This window comes from Spirosoma pulveris, from assembly GCF_054781875.1.
Genome location: NZ_BAAGTO010000021.1, coordinates 1 through 21,095 on the forward strand (window position 1 = coordinate 1; position 21,095 = coordinate 21,095).

Sequence of the window (21,095 nt, forward strand, 5' to 3'; positions counted from 1 at the left end):
GCAAAAAATCAAGCAGCTAACGATGGCCCAACGGCGGAAAAGTCATATTTTTCAGCGAGTTCAAAGTGCTTAAAAGTATCTCTTCTCTTTTCACCCGCATCTGTCCACTTTCATTTGACGACATACATTAATATCCCTTCCGACAAATCTTTGAGTGATAAATTCATAGAGTTTTGCGCCTATGTTTTGATAACCAATGCAACCGAAGACACATTTTAGCTGTGGCAGGTGAAAGACTTTAGGGACAAAATTAAACGGCTTCAGATCTAGGTCGCCTTTCTGGTAAGGCCTTGTAGCAAGAGTATCGGTTCCAATAAAGACGCCCTCATCGAATAATAGACCAACAATAGCACTCATATGTAATTAGTTAGGTGTGAATGCTATACTACGCGTATAAATCAACTTTTCCAAAGTTGACCGGCTATACACTTCATAAAGACAATGATAGCTAAAGTGGTTACGATCTGACCTTCCGTCAAATTTCCGAACATTGTGTTTTACTAGTCACCACCTTTGTTCATGGACATTGTTTTTCAATTCGGAGAGTTCACTAATGATGGCAGTATGTGGGCAGATTTATTTGTGGCCATAGTGGGGACAAGTCTTGGGGGAATTATAACCGTCTCAGTTTACCGCGCCCAAATCAGGCATACTAAGCTTGAAGATGAATACAAAAAAGGCCAACAAGAAATTGACAGGCTTGTATACTTCACAGCCATGATTAATAGGGTTGTTCCGGTGGTTACGAATCAGGCCGAGGAAATTGATAAGTTCACAAATGCGATAGATGAAAACCCGCTTTATATTCCTCAGATCGGAGTATACCCTTTAAATGATATTGAGAGATTGGCCAATAAAATCGATCATTCAGAATATTACCGTTCATTCTATAATCAGAATAAAGACACACCAGAGTCGATCAACAGTTTTAACAAGTTATATTCTGGTGTTGATTTCTTCGACTCTCAAATAAAACGGATGCTTGATCACGCTGAAGCAACTGGCAAGCGGGATCATGAGAGTAGGCTTGCCCTTAAAAACTTGGCTGCTATTGCCAGTAATGCATTTGACGACCTTAAACTGCGGGTTTCAAAAGAACCTAAAAACAAGGATGTTTATAAAGAATTAAACCTCTTAACTAAGATCTATCTTGAAAAAGTCACGGGCAAACAAGATGATCTGTCGATACAAAATGACCAGTTTTTTGTGCCTGCCATCGGTATATTAAAACCATTTATTAAAGATGATGACGATTTCTACAAACTATTTATGAAGATCTGTGAGGCACAGAATGCTTATAGCAGCATCATCCATTCCAATGAAAGAATATCAAAAGAATTTAAGGGTTTAAGGGAGATGTTGTCTAAAGCATTGAGCTCTGTCAATGAGCATATTCACATTCTAGACAGATACAAAGAACCTTCATCGCCCCCACGGATACCAGCAATATGGTGGCGATTCTGGAAGAAATAAAGCATATCATACAACTATAGTTATAGTTTATTCGATTCGGATTCCAACAAAAAAGCCCCATCGCTGGGACCTTCTCATTGTTTAAAAAACGGATAACTGAACGGCTTGAGGCTTTTTCTCCTGCCCGTGGTTATGTGCATCAAACGCATCAACATCAAAATTGCAGATCAGAGCCTCTACGACAGTTTGGCGATTTTCGACCTTGGCACCGGAATGATAAAAATGATCTTTGGTAACGATATTGAATTTGTTCCAAAACTTAGTGATCATTTCATTTTCTCGCCAGTTGTTATGATGCCATGTAGAAACAATGAACTTGGCTTCTGTTTGGCTCAAGAGATTAAATAATAACTCCTCATCTTCTTCCTTCCATCCATTATAATAATCGACGTATCGGCCATAGTAAGGGGGATCACAATAAATTATATCTCCCTTTTCAGCCAGCGGAATAATGTCAGCAAATGACTTATTACAAAATTGCCAAGAAGGTTCCGGCTGTATAATTCGACTTATTTTATCAACCTGATTTGTGATCTTGGTAACGTATGCTTGCGCGAAACGGTCAGGCTTTTTACAGAATGGAATATTCCAAAAACCCTTCTTGTTAAAACGCATCATACCATTGAAACCAGCCCTCGACAGAAAAATAAAATCGTAAGGTGAAAATTCTTTATTAAAGCGAGTTTTAACCAAGCGATAATGATCATATCCATCATCACCAGCCTTGCTTAAAATCTCGCCTTCCTGCTCAAGATACTGCTTCATCAAGGGCGCTGTAATACTGCCGTCTTGGACCTGTTTATAGAAATTAATAATATGTGGGTTTGTATCGTTTAAAATGGCTTTCTTATAGCCAGCATTAAACGCGACAACACCAGTCCCTAAAAACGGTTCAATCCATCTGCCATTCGATTTCGGAGCCAAATCCATTATCCATGGAACAAGCTTTGTTTTGATCCCTTGGCTTTTAATCGGGGGAACAATGATCTTTTTATTCGTCTCCTTCATTTTCTACAAGTTTTTCAGTATCAGCAGCTTCCGCGTCGTCTTCTGCACTTAATTTTTCTATGATTTCTCTTTTACCGGCTAAGGCGTCAATTCCCTTTTGTTTATAATCGAGATATGATTTTAGGTTAGTGTAAGGCCGTGGTATTTCAGCGGCTTTAGCCATATCCGTTGTAAGGAAATTCATCCAGTAATCGTCATACACTTCTTCGCCTAATTCAGAGAATACGCCTTGGCCGTTCACTAATTTTGGTATCGAATTGGTTGATCCGATATTTTTGGTATTACCACTGCCTGGACTAGCCGAAGCGATCTTGTATTTTGGCTGCACGAAGAACTGAAAGTCTTTAATAACGGACTCGATGTTTTCCAGCTCATCAATATGGTATAGAGTCTTTTCCTCGGGTTTTTTCTCTATCTGTGAGTATATGACGCCAAGTACAAAATGCCCAACGTATGAACCGTATGGATACAACGTGTTCTTGGTGCTGGTTCGGTTTCTGAAATAGCCTGTAAAAGCACCGAGCGTTAAGCTCTTTATTTTGTTGGCTGTGTCTTTGAATGTACTTTTTATATCAACAGCAAATCGCTCCCCTGTTTCATTATCGGTAAAACTTAGATCAGGGTAAAAATTTTGCTGGGGCGGCAATTCAAGGGTTAAATTGTTTTTTTCGGCAAATTTGTAAAACGCCGGTATCAGCAATATTTCCATCACTTTAGAAACAACTTTTGTATCAATCGTGATAGTGTAGATGTTTTTATAAATGTCTATGAAACCTTTGACAATCCAGTCTCCTTTTTCTGTCGCTATTACTTTGTTATACTCGCTTACCTCGTTTTGCAAGGCTACTAGGATCTCGTCCTTTGTCATTAAATTGTGGTTTAAATCTCTTCAAAAGAGAAATTTATGGAGAAAATTGCAGTCATGGGTTGTCGCAATTTACCCAAAAAACCGGAATCGTCAGTCTATTGAGCCTTTACATTTCACCAGCCTAGCGGCATTCCGTCGATTCTAGACACATATAGGATTAGGGCTGTCATTCAACTGTTCGCTTTTATTGATGACCCCAAGTATTGCTCTTAGAAGCTGACCTTTTTCTAATAAAATAAAGCACGAGCGGTTCAATTATAAATTGAATATTTTGAAACTATGGAAGTGAAAGGCGAAGATATATTCCCGTTTTTTGAAAGAGAACTAACAATATTTCATATAAAATCTATTGCTGGACAGGGCTTCGATATATACGACGACGCAACCGACCATCTATTTTCTGAAATTGAGGAAGAAATAGAAGAGGCTGAACAGTCTCTAGAATCAGCACAAAAAGAGTTAGAGCAGCATATAGATGAAAATCCAGATGATGCAAAAGACCCGAATATCCAAGAACTCTATTTATACGAGCCCTATAGTGAAATATGGTCCAAAGGTGAGCAATTGAATTCTCTTGCAGAGATGAAGATTATTTACTTGTTTAAAAACCTTGAAACGGTAATTAAGTCGATGATAAAGCAGTCCTACCCAGACATAAACATCAAGGATTTTTACAGAGCCGACAACTTAGCTGGCGCGGTTACTACCTTTGGAATTATTTTGCCTGATATAAATGGGTATGCCGAATACAATGAACTGAGGAGGGTAAATAATAATATAAAACATTCGAAGGAGATTTCTGACGATACCAAAAAGATACCTGAGTTCAAGAAAGATTATGAGTTCAACAGTGGCAGCATTATCAAATTTTATAATCGCGTAAGAAGCAAAGTATTATTGTTCTCTGAGGGCTTTGCTGAGGCATTAGTTAATAGTGCGTTTTTTTTTTCAGAAGATCGTCTCAAAGAAATTTCAAAATCTTATCTGAATAGGATGGATCAGGAAACAGCAAACAAATTCAGTGAGATGTTTGCTCACGAGTTAAGAGAAAGGTACACTGTCAAGCCAAAAGCATAATTATTGTTTTTCCACTATGTTGGCGGCTTTTCGTCAGGGTTGAACAGCCAGGCGATTATATTAGTCATTTGATCTTCTTTCTATCTTTAATTTTTTAAACATAACTTTCGATTCATGAGCATTGAAATTCATTATACAGCGAATTTAGATTTTAAGAAAGATTATGCAGCTATATGCATCGAAGAATTAAATGCTGATGGCTTCACTGTCACAGCGACGGACCCATTTGATATAGTCGTTCAGTATACCAATTATAAGTCTAGGCTACCTGAGCCAAACAAAAGAAATGTCTTTAAGTCCTCTACTTTTTCGTTCTCATCTGACCAAGCTGATCCTTTAAAAGTTATTGAACAAAAAATTGAAAAAGGAGAAACTCTAAGATCTCACCTAAGCACTAGGATAACAGATTTGAATTATAATGATCCAATGCTTAATGATTGGGGTATCTATCATCTGCATCTTGGAACAGCGATCGAACCAAATGGTTTTGTAAGCAGAACTGGTGCTCTCTTATTTGCATTTATAGATAAAAAAAACGTGTATTTCCTCGCCATTGGTGACCATAATAGTTGGACTGACTTAGCTCTAATGGAAATATTACATCGTGACTTCCCAGAAGCCATAGAAAAATTTAAAGCTGACATTGTTATGGCTGATGGAATTTTAGCAAGTGGTGATATTAAAAAGCTTCGACCTCGCGTAAATTATATGCTGACACTTTCTGACGGCACAATTTATCATTCGATTGGTGGTGGTGTAACGACAAGTGGCGTAGGTATAAAAGTGGCTACAGGCGCTAGTTACCACTTAAAAATGGTCTTATATTACGAAGATGCTGTTAAAAACAATCTGGATATTATAGGAGATTTTGTTAAAGACAGGATTCCTGAAAATGATTATGTCCTTGATATTGAATTCGTTGGATGGGAGGGCGATCTAAACAAGCCCGTTATACATGAACGAAAGTCAGGAGCAAAGATTAGTATAGCGAATATGATATAATTATAAGTTGGAGGCCTTTTAAAATACGTATGTCTTAAGTATGTCAACTATGGCGTAGTTAACTTACTTAAGGCATACTCGCCACGTATAGCTTAAAGAGAGTTCGATGGTTTTTACAAATGTTGCCAAGTTGGCAACATTTGTAAAAACCATACAGAATCATAATGTTGTCAGATTGTCAACATTATGATTCTGTATGGCACTAGGAGCTTTTAAGCTTCTTAGCTTTATCAACTAAGGTTATTATTTTATTACAGACATCCTCAAAATCTGGAGAAGTATGATCCAGTTGCGCTACCGTATTAGTAATTTGTTTTATGACATTAGTAACTTTACTAGCATCATAAGTTGGTTCAGACGACTCCTTTGATGAGGTTGATTGATCAAATGTTAGTAATTCAGGTAAAGAAAGAGGGCTATCTATTTTAGAGACTCGTCCAACGCTTCGAATCAGTTCCTTAGCTACTTTTTGTTTACCGCTTAGGACGTCTTGTTTGAGATCAGGTGTCAGTTTATCAATTCCTTCCGAATATTCACGGTCTCGGTGAATCGTTCGTGGTGATACATTAAACTCCTTAGCTAAACGATCCTGCGTCCGCTGGGCTATGCTTTGTTCTTCAATGTTTTCGTCTTGAATAGGTCTTCCTGCGGTTTGGCGTTCGTTCCGGTACTTAAGTCCTCTTAAATAGGATGTTTGTTCAGGAGTCAGATTACGGCGTCCCAACTGATTATTAATCATAAAGTCACGTACGGCCTGAAGATTCAAAAATTCACGGAGCACAACTTTAAAATCAATATTGTGTTTTTTGCATATAGAATATCGATTATGTCCATCCACTAATATATTAACTGGTGAATCGTTGGCACTCCCTTCAATTGTTCCTTTAGTAGTTTGCCAGATTAATAGGGAATCCCGACAACCCTCTTTACGAATGTTATCTTCTAACTGCTCATATTCACTTTTTTGAAGCTCTGGAATAAGTGCCTGTAACTCTGGAAGAATAGTAATGCTGGCTTTAACTTCATCCAGTATACCCTGCATTAAATTAGCAGAATTTCTATGTAGTACAGGGGACTCCCCAGAAGCCGTTGCAAATCGTTTCATAAGATAGAGGTGAGCTTAGAATGAATGGTTAGCAAATACTTCATCAGCTAGTGACTGGTAATCGGTAGCCCCTGTTGAGGTTGGCTTATAATCAAAAATAGTTTTACCTATATACTGTGATTCGGCAATAGCAACGTTCTGGCGGATTTCTGTTTTGAAAAATGGTTGACCTTTCAAATTCTCGCGTACTTTGCTCATTAGTTCGCGGTGAAGTACTAATTGAAGATTTACCTGGGCCATTACGATACCTTCAACTTTCAATCTAGGATTGAAGGATTCTTGAATATCAGTTATAAGCTCTAATAAGTTATACATTCCTTTAACGGCTGAGGCCTCTGGTTCAAGAACAACTAGGGCAGCCGTGGAAGCTACTAAAGCAGAGTAGGTAAATATATTCAATGATGGTGGGCAGTCAATTAGGATATAGTCGTATTTAGCCAGTAGCGGTGCTAATACATTTCGGAAACGTAATACTCCACTTGGCGTTTTAATAAGCTCAGCTTCTGCCCTAGATAATTCTAAATCACTCGGTACTAGGTGATAGGAATCTGATAAATTAAGTACGGGCATCTCAATTCCTGCTGTTAGGGCCTGAAATAACTGTTTCTCTGGATTATGGATACCTAAACTTTGGGAAAGATTTCCTTGGGAATCCATATCGATTAACAGAACTGATTGATGGCGGTTCACTAACCCCTTGCCTAAATTGATTGTGGTAGTAGTTTTTCCTACTCCCCCTTTATGGTTAACTACGGAAATGACTGTTGCCCGGCGATTTCGAAACTCTTCAATACCGTATTGTGCTAAAATCGGTTCTAAAGCCCGTAAGTGAGACTCAGTTAATTTACGCTGGCCACTTATTGCTTTTGCTAGGGTACCGGTCGGTAGGCTAGCTTCCTTAGTTAATCCTGAATGAGAAAGCGTTGGCTTTTTCTTAAGGAAGGCGCATACTTCGTCATGAGTAAGCATAATAGAGGAGTAAATTTTTGCCTTAAATTTATACCTTTTTTAATATCAATATACGGCTATGGTATAATTTTCTACCCAATAACCTTTATAACCCTTTTATATGTTATGATAATAGACTTACATATCCTTATAGAAATATTATATACATGTACTTATAGGAATAACTAGTTGATATAAAGATAGTTATCCTTTTACTTTCAGTAATTATATGATTTTTAAACTTAAAACTATCGATTTTACTAAAAAATACTTATCCGATTATAATATTATATAACTCATTATCAATGAGTTATGGGGTTAATTTCAGTAATTGTATGATAATTGGAGTTCTTAATCAGAATAGTAAAAACAATATAGCGAATTAACTATTTGATTATCAAGATTCTACAGCTTAAGTTTCAGTAATTATATGATATACTTATCTCTTAACATTATTGTTAGAAATGTATTTATCCAGATTTTTAGCTACTTTAACAATTTGATTATTAGTAAGTTATAAGCTTACTTTCAGAAATTGTATTATATAATTCTGTTATTCTGCGATTTAAATATCTTAGGACAACTAAATATGTAATATAACTTATTGATATACAGATAATTATAAGCTAACTTTCAGATATTGTATGATTTATTTATAGGAAAGACGAATAAAAAACCATACTTAACTAATTGATAATCAGATATATACAGCTTAACTTTCAGATATTGTATGATCCGGCTTAAATCAAAATATTTCTATTAATGACTTTTTTGCTTTTTCTTATCTAAAATCTGAGACTTATCCACATTTTTTTATCTTTAATTACCTACAGTCAAATATTGTGAATCATTTTTTTATTAAAATCTTTGATTCTTTGAACACCCTATAAGCTATTGATTATTAGTAGCTTATAGGGTGTTTCTTTCAGAAATTGTACGTTAACTTTCAGAGATTGTATTGTTATTTTCAGAAATTGTCGGATTCAACTTTCAGGAATTGTATGGTTATAAGCGCTTAACTTTCAGGAATAGTCAGATACTTTTCAGAAATTGTATGGTTGATAAATACTCTCGGTAATTCGTCATGGCAGAAGTTAGCAAACGTACTGAAAATAAACGCAAGGGTGATAAAGTCGTACATACACTGCTCTATCAAGGGAATAGTATCACAACAGCTCGTTACGAGATGAGCGAGTTGCAAAAGAACTTAATGTATACGCTCCAAGCTGCTGTACGTCCAGAAGATACAAATGATACGGTGTATACCTTTAAGGTTCAAGATATAATGCACGACCTTGATAGGGACCCTGATAATGGCTACAGGAATCTACAAGAGGCAACAAAAGGTATGATGCAAGTTGTTTTTGAAATGTATGTTAATGGTCAACTCGTGCAGGTAAATCCCTTCTCAAGTGCTGTTTATGATTATGGAAGAGGAACAATAAGTCTCCGAGTTGATCCTAATATGCGTCCCTTACTTACGGGCCTAACTGGAAATTTTACCACGTTTGGAAAAGAAATGGCTATGCGTATGACGGGAAAATATGCAAAGAGGTTGTATGAGATGTTTTCGCAATGGAAAGATATTGGCACTTTTAAAATAGCTATACTTGATTTAAAGCATCGGCTAAATTTATTTGATCCTGAATCTGGCAAGGAAGAGTATAATATCTCCAATTTTTTTCGCTTTGTTATTGATCCAGCCGTAAACGAAATAAATCAGCGAAGTGACTTACTGGTCCGATTTCGTCAGCATAAGACAGGTCGAAAAATCACAGACTTAACCTTTACCATTAAGTGGGTCAGGCTTGAACAGGAGTTATTTTTACCTGGAATCGATAGTGATGCAACGCTGGTAGGAGAGAGGCTTATAACCCGGTTTGGGCTAAGACCTGACCAGCGCGATCGAGTCTTAGCGAATTTTGACTTGGTGATTATTCGTAAAAAGCTGTTAGAAATTGAAAAACGAAATTCATCTAAAGCAATTGAAAATTGGGGGGCATATACTGCTAAAGTGTTTGGTGTATAAATCATCCTTGACGTTGTTACCACCGACCAAACCTCACTATTCGAAATGATTTTGGCCTGTATGAAGAATGAAATTGAATGAAAGTACGTTTTTTCTGGGCAAGAAAAGCCAAATATTGGAATTATCTATAGTAAAATGTGACTGCGAGTACCAAAATCTGAGTCTATAAATGCATTTTTTGCACTTGACTGACTTAAACCGACTAAAGCTCACTATTCTGTACTTAACGTACTAAAACTTGCCATAGGACCGACTAAACCTCACTTTTTAAGTATATATAAACGGACAAAATTTCATCTTTCTCTTAGTATAATTCATTGATATTTAGAATCTTAAAAATCCGCCCTATTAATAAAAGAATAATTAGCTTTTGGAAAAATAGTGTCATTTATTTACTTTTATAGTAAATAACGCAATTATATTTTCATATTACACTCATGTCTAGAAAACCCGCTAAACGTGATGACGAAGCCCCCCTGTCTGGCCTGCGTACCGTCCTCAAATCCCAAGCCATTTTGCTAACTCCCGGAATCAACCAGATTAGCAATCCGCCCCCAACCGATCCCCACCTAGAATATTACTTCGTTCCCATGCAATTTATGAAGCAGTATCAGGCCTACAACCGGCCTGGCAAACCTCTGAAGAACCTGAAACTCGTCAATTATGACAAGCCCGCTATTTCCCTCTCGTTCTTTTACAAGCACAAGTATTCCATTGAACGGGCTGTTACCCACGCCGATGTCGTGCAGCACATCAAGAATTACCGCGATGACTTGCTCAATCGATCCCTGATGGAGCAGCTTAGCGTGGGCCAACTCAAAGAACTCAGGGAAACGGACGAACTGTTGCGTACCGTCCGGGAGCAACCGGATGCCTACCAGGCCTGTTTTTCCAATTATCACCACAAATATTACTACTGGTATTGCACCTACCGTTATTTTGATGACCTAGCCACCTTGAAAACGACGACCAGCAGTGAACATTTACTAAAGCACACCGAGCGGGTAAGACATGAGGTACATGAGCGGCTCAACATCATTTTCATTGATCCCGAGTACATTACCCAGGATATGCCCCATGACCACAAAATCATTGATCGAGAACTCAAAAGCTTTCCCATTCACCTTCGACAGGGCATTACCACCTTATATCTGCGAGAAGTTTAATGGGGAAATTAACGCCGCTAGAGTAGGAGGGATGCAATTGATTAACAGGCCTTTATACCTACCTCGTCGACTTAGTTCTCTTGGGAAACAACCGCCTAATGTCTATCTTGTAGCTTCAGCTGACATTAAGAGTGAGGCAACGTAATTCGAGTTTTATGGCTTCTGGCATTGACTTATTTTAGGGTGTTAGCCAAGTGTAGAACTCGAATTTCAAATACGAACGGCCCAGCAGCTGGCAGTGGAGGGGGTACAGGAAGATGCTGAAAAGTTGAGCGCTTTAGCTCCGCACGAGTTAGTAATTAAAGGTTATGAAGTAATGGCACAGTATCAACTAAAGCCTTGGCAAAAAGACCTAATCATAACCGATCCTGAGCTGCTGGAAACCTTATTCCGACTTCATTCTGAATTTCTTAATGGCATGCGTCCAGACGTGAAGAACCGCAATAAATATTTAGCTAAATCACTGGGGATGGATAAGGTAAAGCAGCCTAAAACTTCAGCACGGGACACCCAGACATCAAAGGCGCTCCAGCCACAATTAAGTTTCCATCGACCAGCATCTGATACACGAATGAGTGGTCAGGCTCAATCAATTGGATCATTACTCGGCACTATATTACCCGAAAAAAAGGGTTGAACTTTCCAGAATAAATGCCTTCTTGTATTTAGTCATATAAGGCATAAACCACTAATTCCAGTAGATTTCTATGATTCATACAACCGGGGAAGGATAAATATTTTCATATTTCTGCCCGCGCCGGACGCAAGCGAAAATGCGTAGGACAATCTTATTACGGATGTTATTGAGCACTAACATCTTATTCTTGCCCTCAGCGACTTTTCGGTTGAAGTAGGTTTTAAACTCATCCGAGTGTAGACTGGCCGATAAGGCCGCCAGATGCAGTAGCGCTTTTACCTTTTTGTTAGCAATCCGACTTACCTGAGGCTTCCCTCGTTTTCGGCCCGAGCTCTGTTCGAAGGGGACTACCCCCGCATAACAAGCAAACTTCTTTGGGTCAGTTATATCTTTAAACTCATTTGTTGTGATGATGACCTCGGTAGCTACTGTGACCCCGACTCCCTTAATGGAGGTAACGATCTCAAACAAATCATGCAACTCTGGGTCAGATTTGATGACTTCTTTGATCGACTTATCAACTCCTTTCAAGTCTTTCTGTAAGGCCAGGAGGGAATGAGTACAAGCTTTAACATCAGTTTTCGCTTCTCTCTTAGTTACGAAATCAGCCGATTCATTTAGGGGTACTTTAAGCATGTGAATAGCACTGACTAACCGTTTGCGCATAGCCGTTAAGCGATCAAGTTGTTCAATCACGTCTCGTTTAGGATGCCATAACTGTGCATCCTCTCTGTTTTTGTAGGCATATCGGGCAATTTTAATGGCATCAACTTCGTCATTTTTCGTGCGGCTCACGCCCATACTTTCCCGGATTTGAGTAGCCTTTTCAACCCAGATAGCTGCTTGCTTTTGGAAAAGGAATGATAAGAGTGGGTTATTGTAGTCGGATAGGTCAGGAGCCTTGCGGCCCCCTTCCCTCCTCAGAACCGGACTTGTGCCTTCCAACACATCCGGCTCAAGCAGACGACAACCGGCTCAGGGTTCCTTGCTTTGTTTTTGTTGCTGCGAATGCTTTCGAGTGTGCCTGTTGATGACACGTCACATGAACTAACCGCAGATTGGAATAGGCATCACTGCCCCCTTCCTGCTTTGGTTTGACATGATGAACGTGCAAGGCTTCATCCGTAAACAGACTCGTTTTGCAGACCGGACATTGGTGGTTCTGACGTCGGGCAATCCGTTGCTTGCTGGGTATTAACTCAGCCGACTTTCGTTGGGTACGTTTCTGCCAGTACGCCCGCAAACTAGGATCGTCCGGAGAGGCAGTATGCTGAATCAGGATATGCCGTTGGATGGGCGTCCAGACAAGCTTCTGGAGTGCCATGCCCGTCTGCTTATCCCCAAACACCCACTTATCCTGCCGATCCAGATTGAGCCGTCCCCAATACTTGGCCTGTTTCCAGGCGTAGTTTTTACGGGGATGCATCCGACGAACATAGCGAACCTGACGGTCGAACATCCAGCGGTCTAGCTTGGTAAAGGTTTCATAGGCGACCCCAATCCGAAAGTAGTTCGACCAACCCCGAATGATCGGATTCAGCCGTTTGACAATCACTTCCACACGCTGGGTTTTCAACCCTAACCACTCCGCTCGCAGACGGTCCCGGATTTTCTGAACCGATGCTTTGCTGGGTTTGGTGAGCGTTTTCCAGCCCGTAGCTGTGTTTCGGCTCGGATACTGACGCACATGGAAACCTAAGAAGTCGACCCCATCTGTCAGATGGACAATACGTGTTTTCTCCTCTGATAGGGCTAGTCCCCGTTCTTTCAACCAATCTTTAAGCAGCAATACGGCTTGTTGAGCATCTTCCTGCGTCGAGCAAAAGACCAGAAAATCGTCGGCATACCTTACTACCCGGCGCGGTCCACAGGTTTGTACACGACCACCCCCATAGTAGTAGCCCATACCCATTGCCTGCTCTAAGCCATGCAGGGCAATGTTGGCTAATAGCGGTGAACAACTTCCCCCCTGGGGAGTACCTGAGTCAGTCGGGTAGAAGACATTCGCTTCCAGATAACCTGCTTTTAGCCATTGCTCAAGCAGTCTTTTGGCAGGAAAACGACCGATGCGTTCGAGTAGAAACGAATGATCAATGTGATCAAAGGCTCCCTTGATGTCCGCATCGACCACCCATTTTCGCCGACCATCAGGACGAGCGTACCGAAAGATGCGTTCGATGGCATCGTGACAGCTTCTGCCGGGTCGAAATCCGTAGCTGCTGGCTTCAAACTTGGCTTCCCATTCTGGTTCTAAAGCCTGTACGACCATCGTCTGTAGGCATCGGTCTCTGATAACGGGAATCCCTAAAGGCCTTCGTTTGCCGTTGGCTTTGGGGATGTAAACCCGACGGGCAGGTTTAGCTTTCCAGAGTTGGTTCTGCCTTAGTTCCTCCAGCAACTTCTGGCGTTCTCTGGCCGTTCTAACAACAATCTGATCTACGCCTGGCGTGTCCTTCCCCGCATTGAGTTGGGTAATCCGACGGACACTGGTCACTCGGTTCGCATAACTTCGCAACAATAACTTTTGTAAGGAACGTACCTTCTTATGGTTCCCTTCCTGAGCCGCCCGAAAGATGCGGGAGCGTAGATTTTTAAGCAACCGAAATGCCTTCTGCCAATCAATGGCATGCCAGTCGGTTGGTCCAACGAGTCGGTTTGCTTCCGGGTTAGGGTGCATCGAACTAAGCTCCTTGTTCAAAATCTGTTCTTCCGTCTTTGGGGCCATCTACCAGACTCACGTCAGCCCTCTTTCAAGGTGGGTATTGCCCTATCTGGTCGGTTATGAATTCCCGTTGCCTTTCGGCTTGCCAGCTTTCGCTTCTTGAGTCCTCCTGTTCCCACTAAAGAGTTGTACCTTTCCTCGCGGTTGGGCCTACTGTACACTATGCACAGACTTCATTGGGGTTACCACGTTCCACACGTTTGAGATACGACCGGGTGGGGTGCCTCCTTTATGGCGGGGACTAGGGTGCTCTCCATCCGAAGGCATCGCCGAATGTTCCTCTTTGTCCCATCATTACCGTATCAATCCTTGTTTCGGTAACCAGCACTGACGCCACCTCATCGGAGGTTCATTCTCATTCACCCTTTCGGTCTTCTCCTGGCCCGATTTGCGTCAAGGATTGACCCGCATCTTAGGCTTTATCCGCTTGCAACAGACCCCACCGTTACCCGTGACGCCCCTACGGATTGGAGATCGGTTCGAGCACTAACCGAATGGATCATTATCCATACTCAAAACGTGCAACTTCGTGTCGCACGATACCCGTGTGCTCTAAACAGAATAAGCTATTGGTAAAAGCTCCCTTCGTTACACTTTTGAACTGCTGTAAAAACGTTTGAATACCCTTCTTGTCATTGCTCACTTCTAGGTGAAAAAGCAGTTGATTCTGCTCAATGACGGCAAAGTCTAATTCATTCTTTGAGACGTCAATGCCAATGAAGTAGCGGTAGGGTGTTGATGTCACAGCAATAAGAAGTTAAAAGATGGAAAATCAACCAATTTTGAACACAATTCATTACCTTTCTAATGGGTCGTTAACCCCGATTTCTATCTGAATCTGGTGCTCAAAGGAACCCCGCCAAGGCTTACATCTACGGATAGGTCTTACCTGGCATACGAGTTAAGGCATCTCGACGGGGCCTGCCGAGGCAGTGCGGTCGCTCACGTTTGTGGGTAATCTAAGATAGGAGTTTAACTAACGGTATCTTAGAATATTATCACTGAGCAAATCTAAAGGCATACGTAAGCGCCTCCCTGGAGAAAACTTCACACTAAAGCCCTTCCTTAAAGCGCACATCCAATCGGTAGAAAGTGGACCGGGTGGGCTTGCTCAGCCGCCTGCATGTTTACCCGCCTCATCCCGCTGCGGGCTTAATTAATTAATTTTTTTTATGGCTTTGTCGGCTCATCCTGAGTCATCTACCCTACTTAGTTTAGACTAACGGCACCATGACTGAATTCGATTAGACAATTAATTAGCGTATCTTTACAAATAGTAACATACGTCCATGTGTTGCTGCGTATACGCTCGTTTTCCGCTTTATAAAATCTGTATTAGTGTTGTTCTTCCGCCGCCTTACCTCCCTGGGCTCACGCCTGCATCGTCGGCTAAGCCGTTCCTCTCCGATCCACTACCAATTGAACTATCTGGAAACAGGTGGGCGGGGTACTTCCTTCCCCGTGAAGGGATTGACGGGTAGCGTTGCCGTTACTCGGCGAAGCAACCGGCTCATGTTAACCATCCGCGTGAAGGGCCAGAACGGAATGCATCGCCCCATTACACTTTATCGTAAGCCCCTCAGCCAGGACCTTTTTGGTTTGTACGAGTCGGCAAACTCGACGGCGCTGATCGGCGTGATCGATGCGTCCCTGCTACAGATTGAGGCCCCTGATCCCGACGGAACAGCCCCCATCATTCTACGGGCAAGCTGCCCGTAAGTACCGACTTGCCCTTGGTAGCCAGGCCGATCAACAAACGTCTCCGCCCGACAAATTTTCGCTAAGCTCAGCGGCCAGGTGCCTTTTTGAAACGATAACTTTTGAGGGCTGTCCGCTGGTCCCAGTCTGGTTCCCCTTGACCAAGTGTTTGGCGGGTAGATGATCCGCGAACTTTCCAAATTTTGAGTGCTTACTCAAATTCAAGGGCTGATAAAAACAGACCATCACCTCCTGAAGGATGAAATGCTCCTAGATGAGTCAGGTTGGTGGCGTTTTGCCTATACGTCAACGAACTCAAACTAGCTAAAGGCCCGGTGGATTAACCAGCGTGGCAGGGCAAATCACGGCAACCCCATGAGCGACCAGGGCGGCAAAACTGCCCGATTTGTAAAGGCTGTCGGCATCCTGCTTGACCACGGCCGCTTCAACGCCAAACAAGTGGGTCGAGACCGCTTCAGGACTTAAGCCACCCAGTTGTCGGCGAAAGCCCTTTCCAAAATGGGTTTCGGCGAGGACCGCTTCCTGACGGCCCTAGGCGTTATCGGCCGGGCCGATCGCCTGAATGTGGTGTAAGTAGCCCGTCTGGTGCAGGCGCTTGAGCCTGGGCAGATGCGCCTGCAGCGCCCATACCCGGGTGTGAGCCAGGCCAAACAATGCCCACTGGCCCGCTGGCCGTTGGCTTTCAAAGCCCACCTCTTTACGGACAGGGACAATGTTGGCCCCCACCAACCCAAGACGGACCCCTGTGTTACCCAACACCGCTTCCAGCTCCTTTTTCTGCCCCGTAGTTACCACCGAAAGCCCATCGGCTACCACCCCAAGCAGCCGGGAGGACCATTTGGCCAGTGCCTGACCAGGAGGGGATCGGTCCACTAATCAACAGGGACACCGGCTGGTCGCTGAGGGTGGGTAGGCCAATAAGAAGTTCATTTAGCTAAGTCGGGAGGCGTATTCGCTCAGCCTGGTTAGACCGTCAGGGAAAGAGACTCAAGGGGGATCCAGGAAACCAAAGGAAGGCCAGGACGGTCTTTCGTATTGTCGTAAGGGAGGTAAACGCATGGGTATGGTTATGTGTAGATAGATGAAACGAGCAAGCATAGAGCCGACAAAGTTACTACCTACCGGCAAGCCCTGAAAGCCCTTCAACCGGGAAAAGCCTGAAGGTGAGTGGCGCCAGGGGGTTTCTCCTCCGGGAAATACTTCTAGTTTAAGTTAAGAAAGGGTGCTTTTTGATTGGCTCATCGGGTGCCTGGCCAGCCAGGCACCCGTAGGCACACGAGACGCCTGACCCTTAATTTTTGATGAGCTGAGTAAAAAATGGTGATCCGAATCAGGCACTTCGTGGCCTACAAGTTTATCGGTAAGACCTGAAAGTTGCTTAACGTTTTAGCGCCATTCCTTTCAGTCTACCCGTGTTCCATCAAAGCATAAAACGCTAACTACTACTGCTCAAACGGTTTCCTGACCGACTTACGCTACCGGTTACTTTTGACGGGTTTGTGGAGTCAAAACCAGCACGAGTGGCCCATACGCCCGCTCTTAACTGCAGCACGAAGTCTGTGGCCTCTCGATGAAATTGCTGGGTAATTTATACCCATCCGCTATGGGATATGAAATGAGTACTGCTTTAATTAAACCCGCTTACTTTATCCTTCATCTACGGGAAGGGCAGTATTGCCTGACGGCTACCCAGGATTGGGTATACACCTTCCATCGCATTGAGTTTTTAAGTGAAACGTTGAAGCTATTGGTCATTGGTGTGTTTGATGCGAAAGCGGATCGATTCCATTGGCGGCTGACCGAGGGAGAGAAGACCGCTCATGCCGTGTCGGTCAAGCGGATGCTTACCCAACTAAAATCGACTACCGTGTATAGAACGGGCTTTTTATAACACTTGACGAGGCTGGGGGTGCTTTTTTTTCGGTCAGGCACTGAATGGGCCTGCCGCCTATTGGTTGGCTATTTGTTTATAACACTGATAGGCTTTCTGGCGGGAACGCCTCAGGCGCATTTTAACCGCACTCTCCTGCAGACCCAATTGGCAGGCAATCTGGTGGATCGGCAGGCCCTGCTGGTACTTCATCTGCAGGAGATCAACCTCCTGTGAAGAAAGCTTACCAAGCACCTGCTGAAGCAGCTCCAACCGTTCCTCCAGGGGCGTTCCCTCCTCGCTGTCCGCTACTTGATGGGTCGCATAGTCCTCTACATTCGCCATGGGTAGGCGCTTGGTAGCTTTGATCTGGTCCAGGCAGTAGTTGAAGGAGATGGAGTAAAGCCAGGTGGAGAAGGTGGACTTACCCTCAAAGCGGTCCAGCCGATCGAAGGTGCGAATGAAGATATCATGGGTGTAATCCTGAGCTATCTCGGCATCTTTGGTCAGCGACAGACACCGGTTGTAGACCTTGCCTACGTAGCGGTTGTAGAGGGCCTCGAAGCAAACAGCGGGATTGGTGGTGAAATGCTGGCGGATGAGTTCTTCGTCGTTGAGTTTCATGGGTCAATAGCCATTGAGCGGCTTGTTCAATGGCTTTGGTTGATGGCGTGACACAAATTTGTTTACGAAAATAGTTTATTTTCAACTTACTTCGATGAACAGTTGGTTTTTGGCTTTTTTCGGTGCCCAGTCGGCCACGTAGTGGGTTATTGTGACCGATCTAGGGCGGCGATGAGACTTCTCAGAGGGTCGTTTACGGTACCCTATTCAATAGAGCAGACTTGACACCCACCCAATCAGGTCAGAGCCGGCGCTGGGGTGTTGCTGATGGATAGCCACCTGAGCGGCCAATTTTTCGGGTAACCACACATCATCCGCATCCAGAAAGGCAATCAGGTCACCCGTCGCTCTTGGGATGCCCACAATCCGGCTGGCACTTACTCGCAGATTGGCCTGATCCGCAGGCGCGCAGTCGTGTATGTTGTCCGGGAACTCTCGGCTGTCTAATCCAGGCGTAATCAGTTGACATCCGGACTTATCGGCTCAGGCAAACGGCTTAAACGGTTTTAGGCGAACAGTCGCTTTGACCGGGGCACTCGCTGAACGATCCAATAACTGAGATAACGCTTAACGTTGTACCGTCTTAACATAGCCAGCGCCGACTTTTTCATTCCTTCGGGAATCGCCCCGGCGGGTTGAGCTATCAGGGCCTCATAAACGAGTGTCCCGTAATAGTCCCGCCAATTAGTTCTTCCCTGTCGATAGGCCTTCCGCTCCTGCCGACTCACCAAGTCGCTTGCCTGCCGGTCCAGCACAAACAACACCCGGTCCAACATGAAGGGGGCGTTGGCCGACATATTGGCCCCGTGAAGGCGGTAGGCGGCAATGGGGTGGGTGTGGTGCAGCACCGGATGATGGCGGGCAATCCGCAGATACAGATCGTAATCTTCGCAGGCTTTCAGGGAGGTGTCAAAGCGGAATTGTTCGACAATCGTCCGTCGGTACAACACCGTAGCGTGCATCCCGATGTAGTTACTTTGCAACAGTCGCCAGTAGTGATCCTGCTCCACCGGCATCTGCTCCCGGGCGAGCAGGCGTCCGGTCGAGTCGACCTTGTCATGGGCTCCGGAGATGAAAGCGACCCGGGGGTTGGGCTGAAGTTGCCGCAGGTTGATCTCGATCCCATCGGCAAACAACCAGTCGTCGGCATCCAGAAAAGCCAGGTACTCGCCCTGGCTGAGCTGTAGACCCGTGTTGCGGGCGGCCGATAGTCCCTGATTGGGTTGATAGACATACTGCACCTGGGGGAATTGATGGGCCACCTGGCGGGTGTTATCGGTTGAGCCGTCGTCGACGACAATAATTTCGCAGGTTGACCAGGTTTGGTTTAGGACGCTCTCAATAGCGTGTGCCAGGAAGTGGCCCTGATTGAAGCAGGGAATGATGACCGAAACCAGCGGTTGGGCAGCAGGGGGTAAGGGTTCCATAAACGGATTTTCGGCTGTGGGGAGTCAGTGGTGGCCTAAAGTAGTCTTTTTCCAAGAGTAAGCCATCCGATTTGGAGTCAGTCGGAGTTTTATGAGTAAGTGGTGCGCTTGAGGTTACCGCGGAAAGTGAACCGGTACGTTCTAGTAACGGTTCACCTCACATTGAGAGTCCAACCGCTTTAGGTGCTAAACTGACTTTGTCCGCTGATAAAATTAGTAAACCGGGTCTGAAAGCGTATCGACGCTTTTGGTAAATGTTTTCAGGGAGCGGAACGTGCAGTTATAGTTGCCCGCCCGGGTAAGCATTCCTAGGGGAAGGGTGTTGGGGGAAGGCTTGATCGGCGATGGCTCCTAAAACAACCCAGCTAGTCGGGCAACGTTAAACCCCTCCAGATGGTAGGAAAGGTATTCCCGAGTGTGACCCATCAAGCAGCGGCTGGTCGCTACTCACATACAAAACCCTTACTCAACTAGGTTGGGCACCCATTAAGCCGTTCATTCATCGCCTACTGAGCGGTATGGGCTACTGGAATGGCTTGCTGAAGTTGCCCGGTAACGAATAAGTCTGGTTGTCGTTGTTTCTTTTCTGGTTAGGCGGGTCTAAACAGTAGACAAGCACACCGTCACACAGCCTAGAGGAAGCATTCGAAAACGCCCGGTTCTGCTGGACCAGGCCTTTTGCGAGTAGCCGTGAAGACTTCAGGGCCGCTGGTTACCCCCGAGACCTGTGGTTAATGCACTTTTTAGACGCGATGAAATCCGTACAGCTTACTAAGGGGCTTTTAGCCATCCCGGGCTATTCTACCCCACAACCCGTGGCTCAAATCCGCTGGCTGGAAGGCCAGGGGAATTATACCCGTATCCATCTGAGCGGGGATAAGACGCCCTTACTGGTTAGCCGCACACTGCAAGAGTTTGTAGGGCCGCTGCCGACGTTTCTGCGGGCCAACCGGGGGGCCTTGATCAACCCGGCCTTTCTGGGTACCGTAACCTGGATCAATTCAAGGTCCATGACCTTACGCCTACTCGACGGACAGCTGATCCGGGTGGCTCGCGGTCGCATCAAGGAGCTGACGACGAAGCTGGCCACAGTTGAGACGAAGCCCAGCTTTGAAGGGGTTGACCTCAGCGGTAGCCGGATCCAGCCTCAGGGGGGTGGGTTAAGCAAGACCCAACCGTAGCCAACTGGCCCTAATCCGGTCAGCCTAGCTACTGTATCGTGATCCTCCCCATGTTAGATCAATCCTCAAAATCGACGGCTCGTTGTTGACAGGAATTAAACGAATGCGACTACTTAAATGCCCAATCTGTGGCGCAAAAACAGGCGTTTTAGGCCCACCCTAGTTTCCGACCTTTTCCGCCACTCAGCGTCTTACTAGAAAACAGGAAAGTATACCCGATAATTTAGCGCCGATTAGTA

Annotated in this window: 22 protein-coding genes; 10 read left to right on the forward strand and 12 right to left on the reverse strand. The window is 44.2% G+C overall.

The features are described 5' to 3' along the window. Both ACYVJM_RS30510 and ACYVJM_RS30515 read left to right on the forward strand, forming a co-directional pair. A partial coding sequence (locus ACYVJM_RS30510; RefSeq protein WP_461151912.1) for a hypothetical protein occupies positions 1-219 on the forward strand: 219 nt, incomplete at its 5' end. Positions 220-519: 300 nt separating this feature from the next. Next, entirely contained in the window at positions 520-1,473 is a 954-nt protein-coding gene (locus ACYVJM_RS30515; protein WP_461151913.1) for a hypothetical protein, read from the forward strand. An 81-nt stretch (positions 1,474-1,554) separates the two neighbouring features. On the opposite strand, the gene ACYVJM_RS30520 is transcribed toward ACYVJM_RS30515, so the two are convergent. Both ACYVJM_RS30520 and ACYVJM_RS30525 read right to left on the reverse strand, forming a co-directional pair. Then, positions 1,555-2,481 carry a DNA adenine methylase gene (locus ACYVJM_RS30520; protein ID WP_461151914.1) on the reverse strand — a complete coding sequence of 309 codons (927 nt, stop codon included), beginning with the start codon at positions 2,479-2,481 and terminating at the stop codon, positions 1,555-1,557. Continuing rightward, complete coding sequence (locus tag ACYVJM_RS30525; protein ID WP_461151915.1) at positions 2,465-3,349, reverse strand: type II restriction endonuclease; 885 nt, start codon at positions 3,347-3,349, stop codon at positions 2,465-2,467. The genes ACYVJM_RS30520 and ACYVJM_RS30525 overlap by 17 nt, the downstream gene beginning before the upstream one ends. A 279-nt stretch (positions 3,350-3,628) precedes the next feature. Between ACYVJM_RS30525 and ACYVJM_RS30530 the strand changes: the two genes are divergently transcribed. Together ACYVJM_RS30530 and ACYVJM_RS30535 are read left to right on the forward strand one after the other, a co-directional pair. After that, the gene (locus ACYVJM_RS30530) at positions 3,629-4,426 is read left to right on the forward strand and encodes a hypothetical protein (protein ID WP_461151916.1); all 798 of its coding nucleotides are present in this window, start codon (positions 3,629-3,631) and stop codon (positions 4,424-4,426) included. Between the two features lie 114 nt (positions 4,427-4,540). Continuing rightward, positions 4,541-5,428, forward strand: a complete 888-nt coding sequence (locus ACYVJM_RS30535) for a hypothetical protein (RefSeq protein WP_461151917.1) — start codon at positions 4,541-4,543, stop codon at positions 5,426-5,428. A 202-nt stretch (positions 5,429-5,630) separates the two neighbouring features. Here ACYVJM_RS30535 and ACYVJM_RS30540 read toward each other — a convergent pair whose 3' ends face one another. Together ACYVJM_RS30540 and ACYVJM_RS30545 are read right to left on the reverse strand one after the other, a co-directional pair. Beyond that, the gene (locus ACYVJM_RS30540; protein ID WP_461151918.1) at positions 5,631-6,533 is read right to left on the reverse strand and encodes a ParB N-terminal domain-containing protein; all 903 of its coding nucleotides are present in this window, start codon (positions 6,531-6,533) and stop codon (positions 5,631-5,633) included. Between the two features lie 15 nt (positions 6,534-6,548). After that, positions 6,549-7,502, reverse strand: coding sequence for a ParA family protein (locus ACYVJM_RS30545; protein ID WP_461151919.1), 954 nt, complete (start codon positions 7,500-7,502; stop codon positions 6,549-6,551). A 1,063-nt stretch (positions 7,503-8,565) separates the two neighbouring features. Between ACYVJM_RS30545 and ACYVJM_RS30550 the strand changes: the two genes are divergently transcribed. The 3 genes from ACYVJM_RS30550 to ACYVJM_RS30560 all read left to right on the forward strand — a co-directional run bounded on the left by ACYVJM_RS30550 (position 8,566) and on the right by ACYVJM_RS30560 (position 11,313). Beyond that, complete coding sequence (locus ACYVJM_RS30550; RefSeq protein ID WP_461151920.1) at positions 8,566-9,510, forward strand: replication initiation protein; 945 nt, start codon at positions 8,566-8,568, stop codon at positions 9,508-9,510. 437 nt (positions 9,511-9,947) lie between these two features. Next, on the forward strand, positions 9,948-10,676 hold the full coding sequence (locus ACYVJM_RS30555; RefSeq protein ID WP_461151921.1) for a hypothetical protein: 729 nt from the start codon (positions 9,948-9,950) through the stop codon (positions 10,674-10,676). Positions 10,677-10,914: 238 nt separating this feature from the next. Further along, entirely contained in the window at positions 10,915-11,313 is a 399-nt protein-coding gene (locus ACYVJM_RS30560; RefSeq protein WP_461151922.1) for a hypothetical protein, read from the forward strand. 75 nt (positions 11,314-11,388) lie between these two features. Here ACYVJM_RS30560 and ACYVJM_RS30565 read toward each other — a convergent pair whose 3' ends face one another. From ACYVJM_RS30565 to ACYVJM_RS30575, 3 genes are all read right to left on the reverse strand, one after another. Continuing rightward, positions 11,389-12,258 carry a transposase gene (locus ACYVJM_RS30565; RefSeq protein WP_461151923.1) on the reverse strand — a complete coding sequence of 290 codons (870 nt, stop codon included), beginning with the start codon at positions 12,256-12,258 and terminating at the stop codon, positions 11,389-11,391. 10 nt (positions 12,259-12,268) lie between these two features. After that, positions 12,269-14,038 (reverse strand): group II intron reverse transcriptase/maturase, encoded by a 1,770-nt coding sequence (ltrA, locus tag ACYVJM_RS30570; protein WP_461151924.1) that lies wholly within the window; start codon positions 14,036-14,038, stop codon positions 12,269-12,271. Between the two features lie 499 nt (positions 14,039-14,537). Continuing rightward, entirely contained in the window at positions 14,538-14,780 is a 243-nt protein-coding gene (locus tag ACYVJM_RS30575; protein ID WP_461151925.1) for an IS110 family transposase, read from the reverse strand. Positions 14,781-15,373: 593 nt separating this feature from the next. Here ACYVJM_RS30575 and ACYVJM_RS30580 point away from each other — a divergent pair. Then, on the forward strand, positions 15,374-15,754 hold the full coding sequence (locus tag ACYVJM_RS30580) for a hypothetical protein (protein WP_461151926.1): 381 nt from the start codon (positions 15,374-15,376) through the stop codon (positions 15,752-15,754). 303 nt (positions 15,755-16,057) lie between these two features. Here ACYVJM_RS30580 and ACYVJM_RS30585 read toward each other — a convergent pair whose 3' ends face one another. Beyond that, positions 16,058-16,192, reverse strand: a complete 135-nt coding sequence (locus ACYVJM_RS30585; RefSeq protein WP_461151927.1) for a hypothetical protein — start codon at positions 16,190-16,192, stop codon at positions 16,058-16,060. Between the two features lie 93 nt (positions 16,193-16,285). Next, a complete protein-coding gene (locus ACYVJM_RS30590; protein ID WP_461151928.1) occupies positions 16,286-16,627 on the reverse strand; it encodes a hypothetical protein in 342 nt (113 codons plus the stop codon). 742 nt (positions 16,628-17,369) lie between these two features. Here ACYVJM_RS30590 and ACYVJM_RS30595 point away from each other — a divergent pair. Next, the gene (locus ACYVJM_RS30595) at positions 17,370-17,645 is read left to right on the forward strand and encodes a hypothetical protein (RefSeq protein ID WP_461151929.1); all 276 of its coding nucleotides are present in this window, start codon (positions 17,370-17,372) and stop codon (positions 17,643-17,645) included. A 57-nt stretch (positions 17,646-17,702) separates the two neighbouring features. Here the strand turns inward: ACYVJM_RS30595 and ACYVJM_RS30600 are convergent, their stop codons facing one another. From ACYVJM_RS30600 to ACYVJM_RS30610, 3 genes are all read right to left on the reverse strand, one after another. Further along, positions 17,703-18,248: an RNA polymerase sigma factor gene (locus tag ACYVJM_RS30600; RefSeq protein WP_461151930.1), complete on the reverse strand. Its 546-nt coding sequence runs from the start codon at positions 18,246-18,248 to the stop codon at positions 17,703-17,705. A 207-nt stretch (positions 18,249-18,455) separates the two neighbouring features. After that, entirely contained in the window at positions 18,456-18,710 is a 255-nt protein-coding gene (locus ACYVJM_RS30605; RefSeq protein ID WP_461151949.1) for a glycosyltransferase family A protein, read from the reverse strand. Between the two features lie 44 nt (positions 18,711-18,754). After that, positions 18,755-19,675 (reverse strand): glycosyltransferase, encoded by a 921-nt coding sequence (locus tag ACYVJM_RS30610; RefSeq protein WP_461151931.1) that lies wholly within the window; start codon positions 19,673-19,675, stop codon positions 18,755-18,757. 752 nt (positions 19,676-20,427) lie between these two features. On the opposite strand from ACYVJM_RS30610, the gene ACYVJM_RS30615 reads away from it, so the two are divergent. Continuing rightward, a complete protein-coding gene (locus tag ACYVJM_RS30615) occupies positions 20,428-20,856 on the forward strand; it encodes a LytTR family transcriptional regulator DNA-binding domain-containing protein (RefSeq protein WP_461151932.1) in 429 nt (142 codons plus the stop codon). The last annotated feature ends 239 nt before the right edge of the window (positions 20,857-21,095 follow it).

Bases quoted from the DNA above. Each gene is read 5' to 3' on its own strand.
- ACYVJM_RS30610 (WP_461151931.1), bottom strand. From the start codon at position 19,675: ATGGAACCCTTACCCCCTGCTGCCCAACCGCTGGTTTCGGTCATCATT.
- ACYVJM_RS30535 (WP_461151917.1), top strand. From the start codon at position 4,541: ATGAGCATTGAAATTCATTATACAGCGAATTTAGATTTTAAGAAAGAT.
- ACYVJM_RS30600 (WP_461151930.1), bottom strand. From the start codon at position 18,248: ATGAAACTCAACGACGAAGAACTCATCCGCCAGCATTTCACCACCAAT.
- ACYVJM_RS30515 (WP_461151913.1), top strand. From the start codon at position 520: ATGGACATTGTTTTTCAATTCGGAGAGTTCACTAATGATGGCAGTATG.
- ACYVJM_RS30555 (WP_461151921.1), top strand. From the start codon at position 9,948: ATGTCTAGAAAACCCGCTAAACGTGATGACGAAGCCCCCCTGTCTGGC.
- ACYVJM_RS30525 (WP_461151915.1), bottom strand. From the start codon at position 3,349: ATGACAAAGGACGAGATCCTAGTAGCCTTGCAAAACGAGGTAAGCGAG.
- ACYVJM_RS30550 (WP_461151920.1), top strand. From the start codon at position 8,566: ATGGCAGAAGTTAGCAAACGTACTGAAAATAAACGCAAGGGTGATAAA.
- ACYVJM_RS30545 (WP_461151919.1), bottom strand. From the start codon at position 7,502: ATGCTTACTCATGACGAAGTATGCGCCTTCCTTAAGAAAAAGCCAACG.
- ACYVJM_RS30520 (WP_461151914.1), bottom strand. From the start codon at position 2,481: ATGAAGGAGACGAATAAAAAGATCATTGTTCCCCCGATTAAAAGCCAA.
- ltrA (WP_461151924.1), bottom strand. From the start codon at position 14,038: ATGGCCCCAAAGACGGAAGAACAGATTTTGAACAAGGAGCTTAGTTCG.
- ACYVJM_RS30530 (WP_461151916.1), top strand. From the start codon at position 3,629: ATGGAAGTGAAAGGCGAAGATATATTCCCGTTTTTTGAAAGAGAACTA.
- ACYVJM_RS30540 (WP_461151918.1), bottom strand. From the start codon at position 6,533: ATGAAACGATTTGCAACGGCTTCTGGGGAGTCCCCTGTACTACATAGA.
- ACYVJM_RS30595 (WP_461151929.1), top strand. From the start codon at position 17,370: ATGAGTACTGCTTTAATTAAACCCGCTTACTTTATCCTTCATCTACGG.
- ACYVJM_RS30615 (WP_461151932.1), top strand. From the start codon at position 20,428: ATGAAATCCGTACAGCTTACTAAGGGGCTTTTAGCCATCCCGGGCTAT.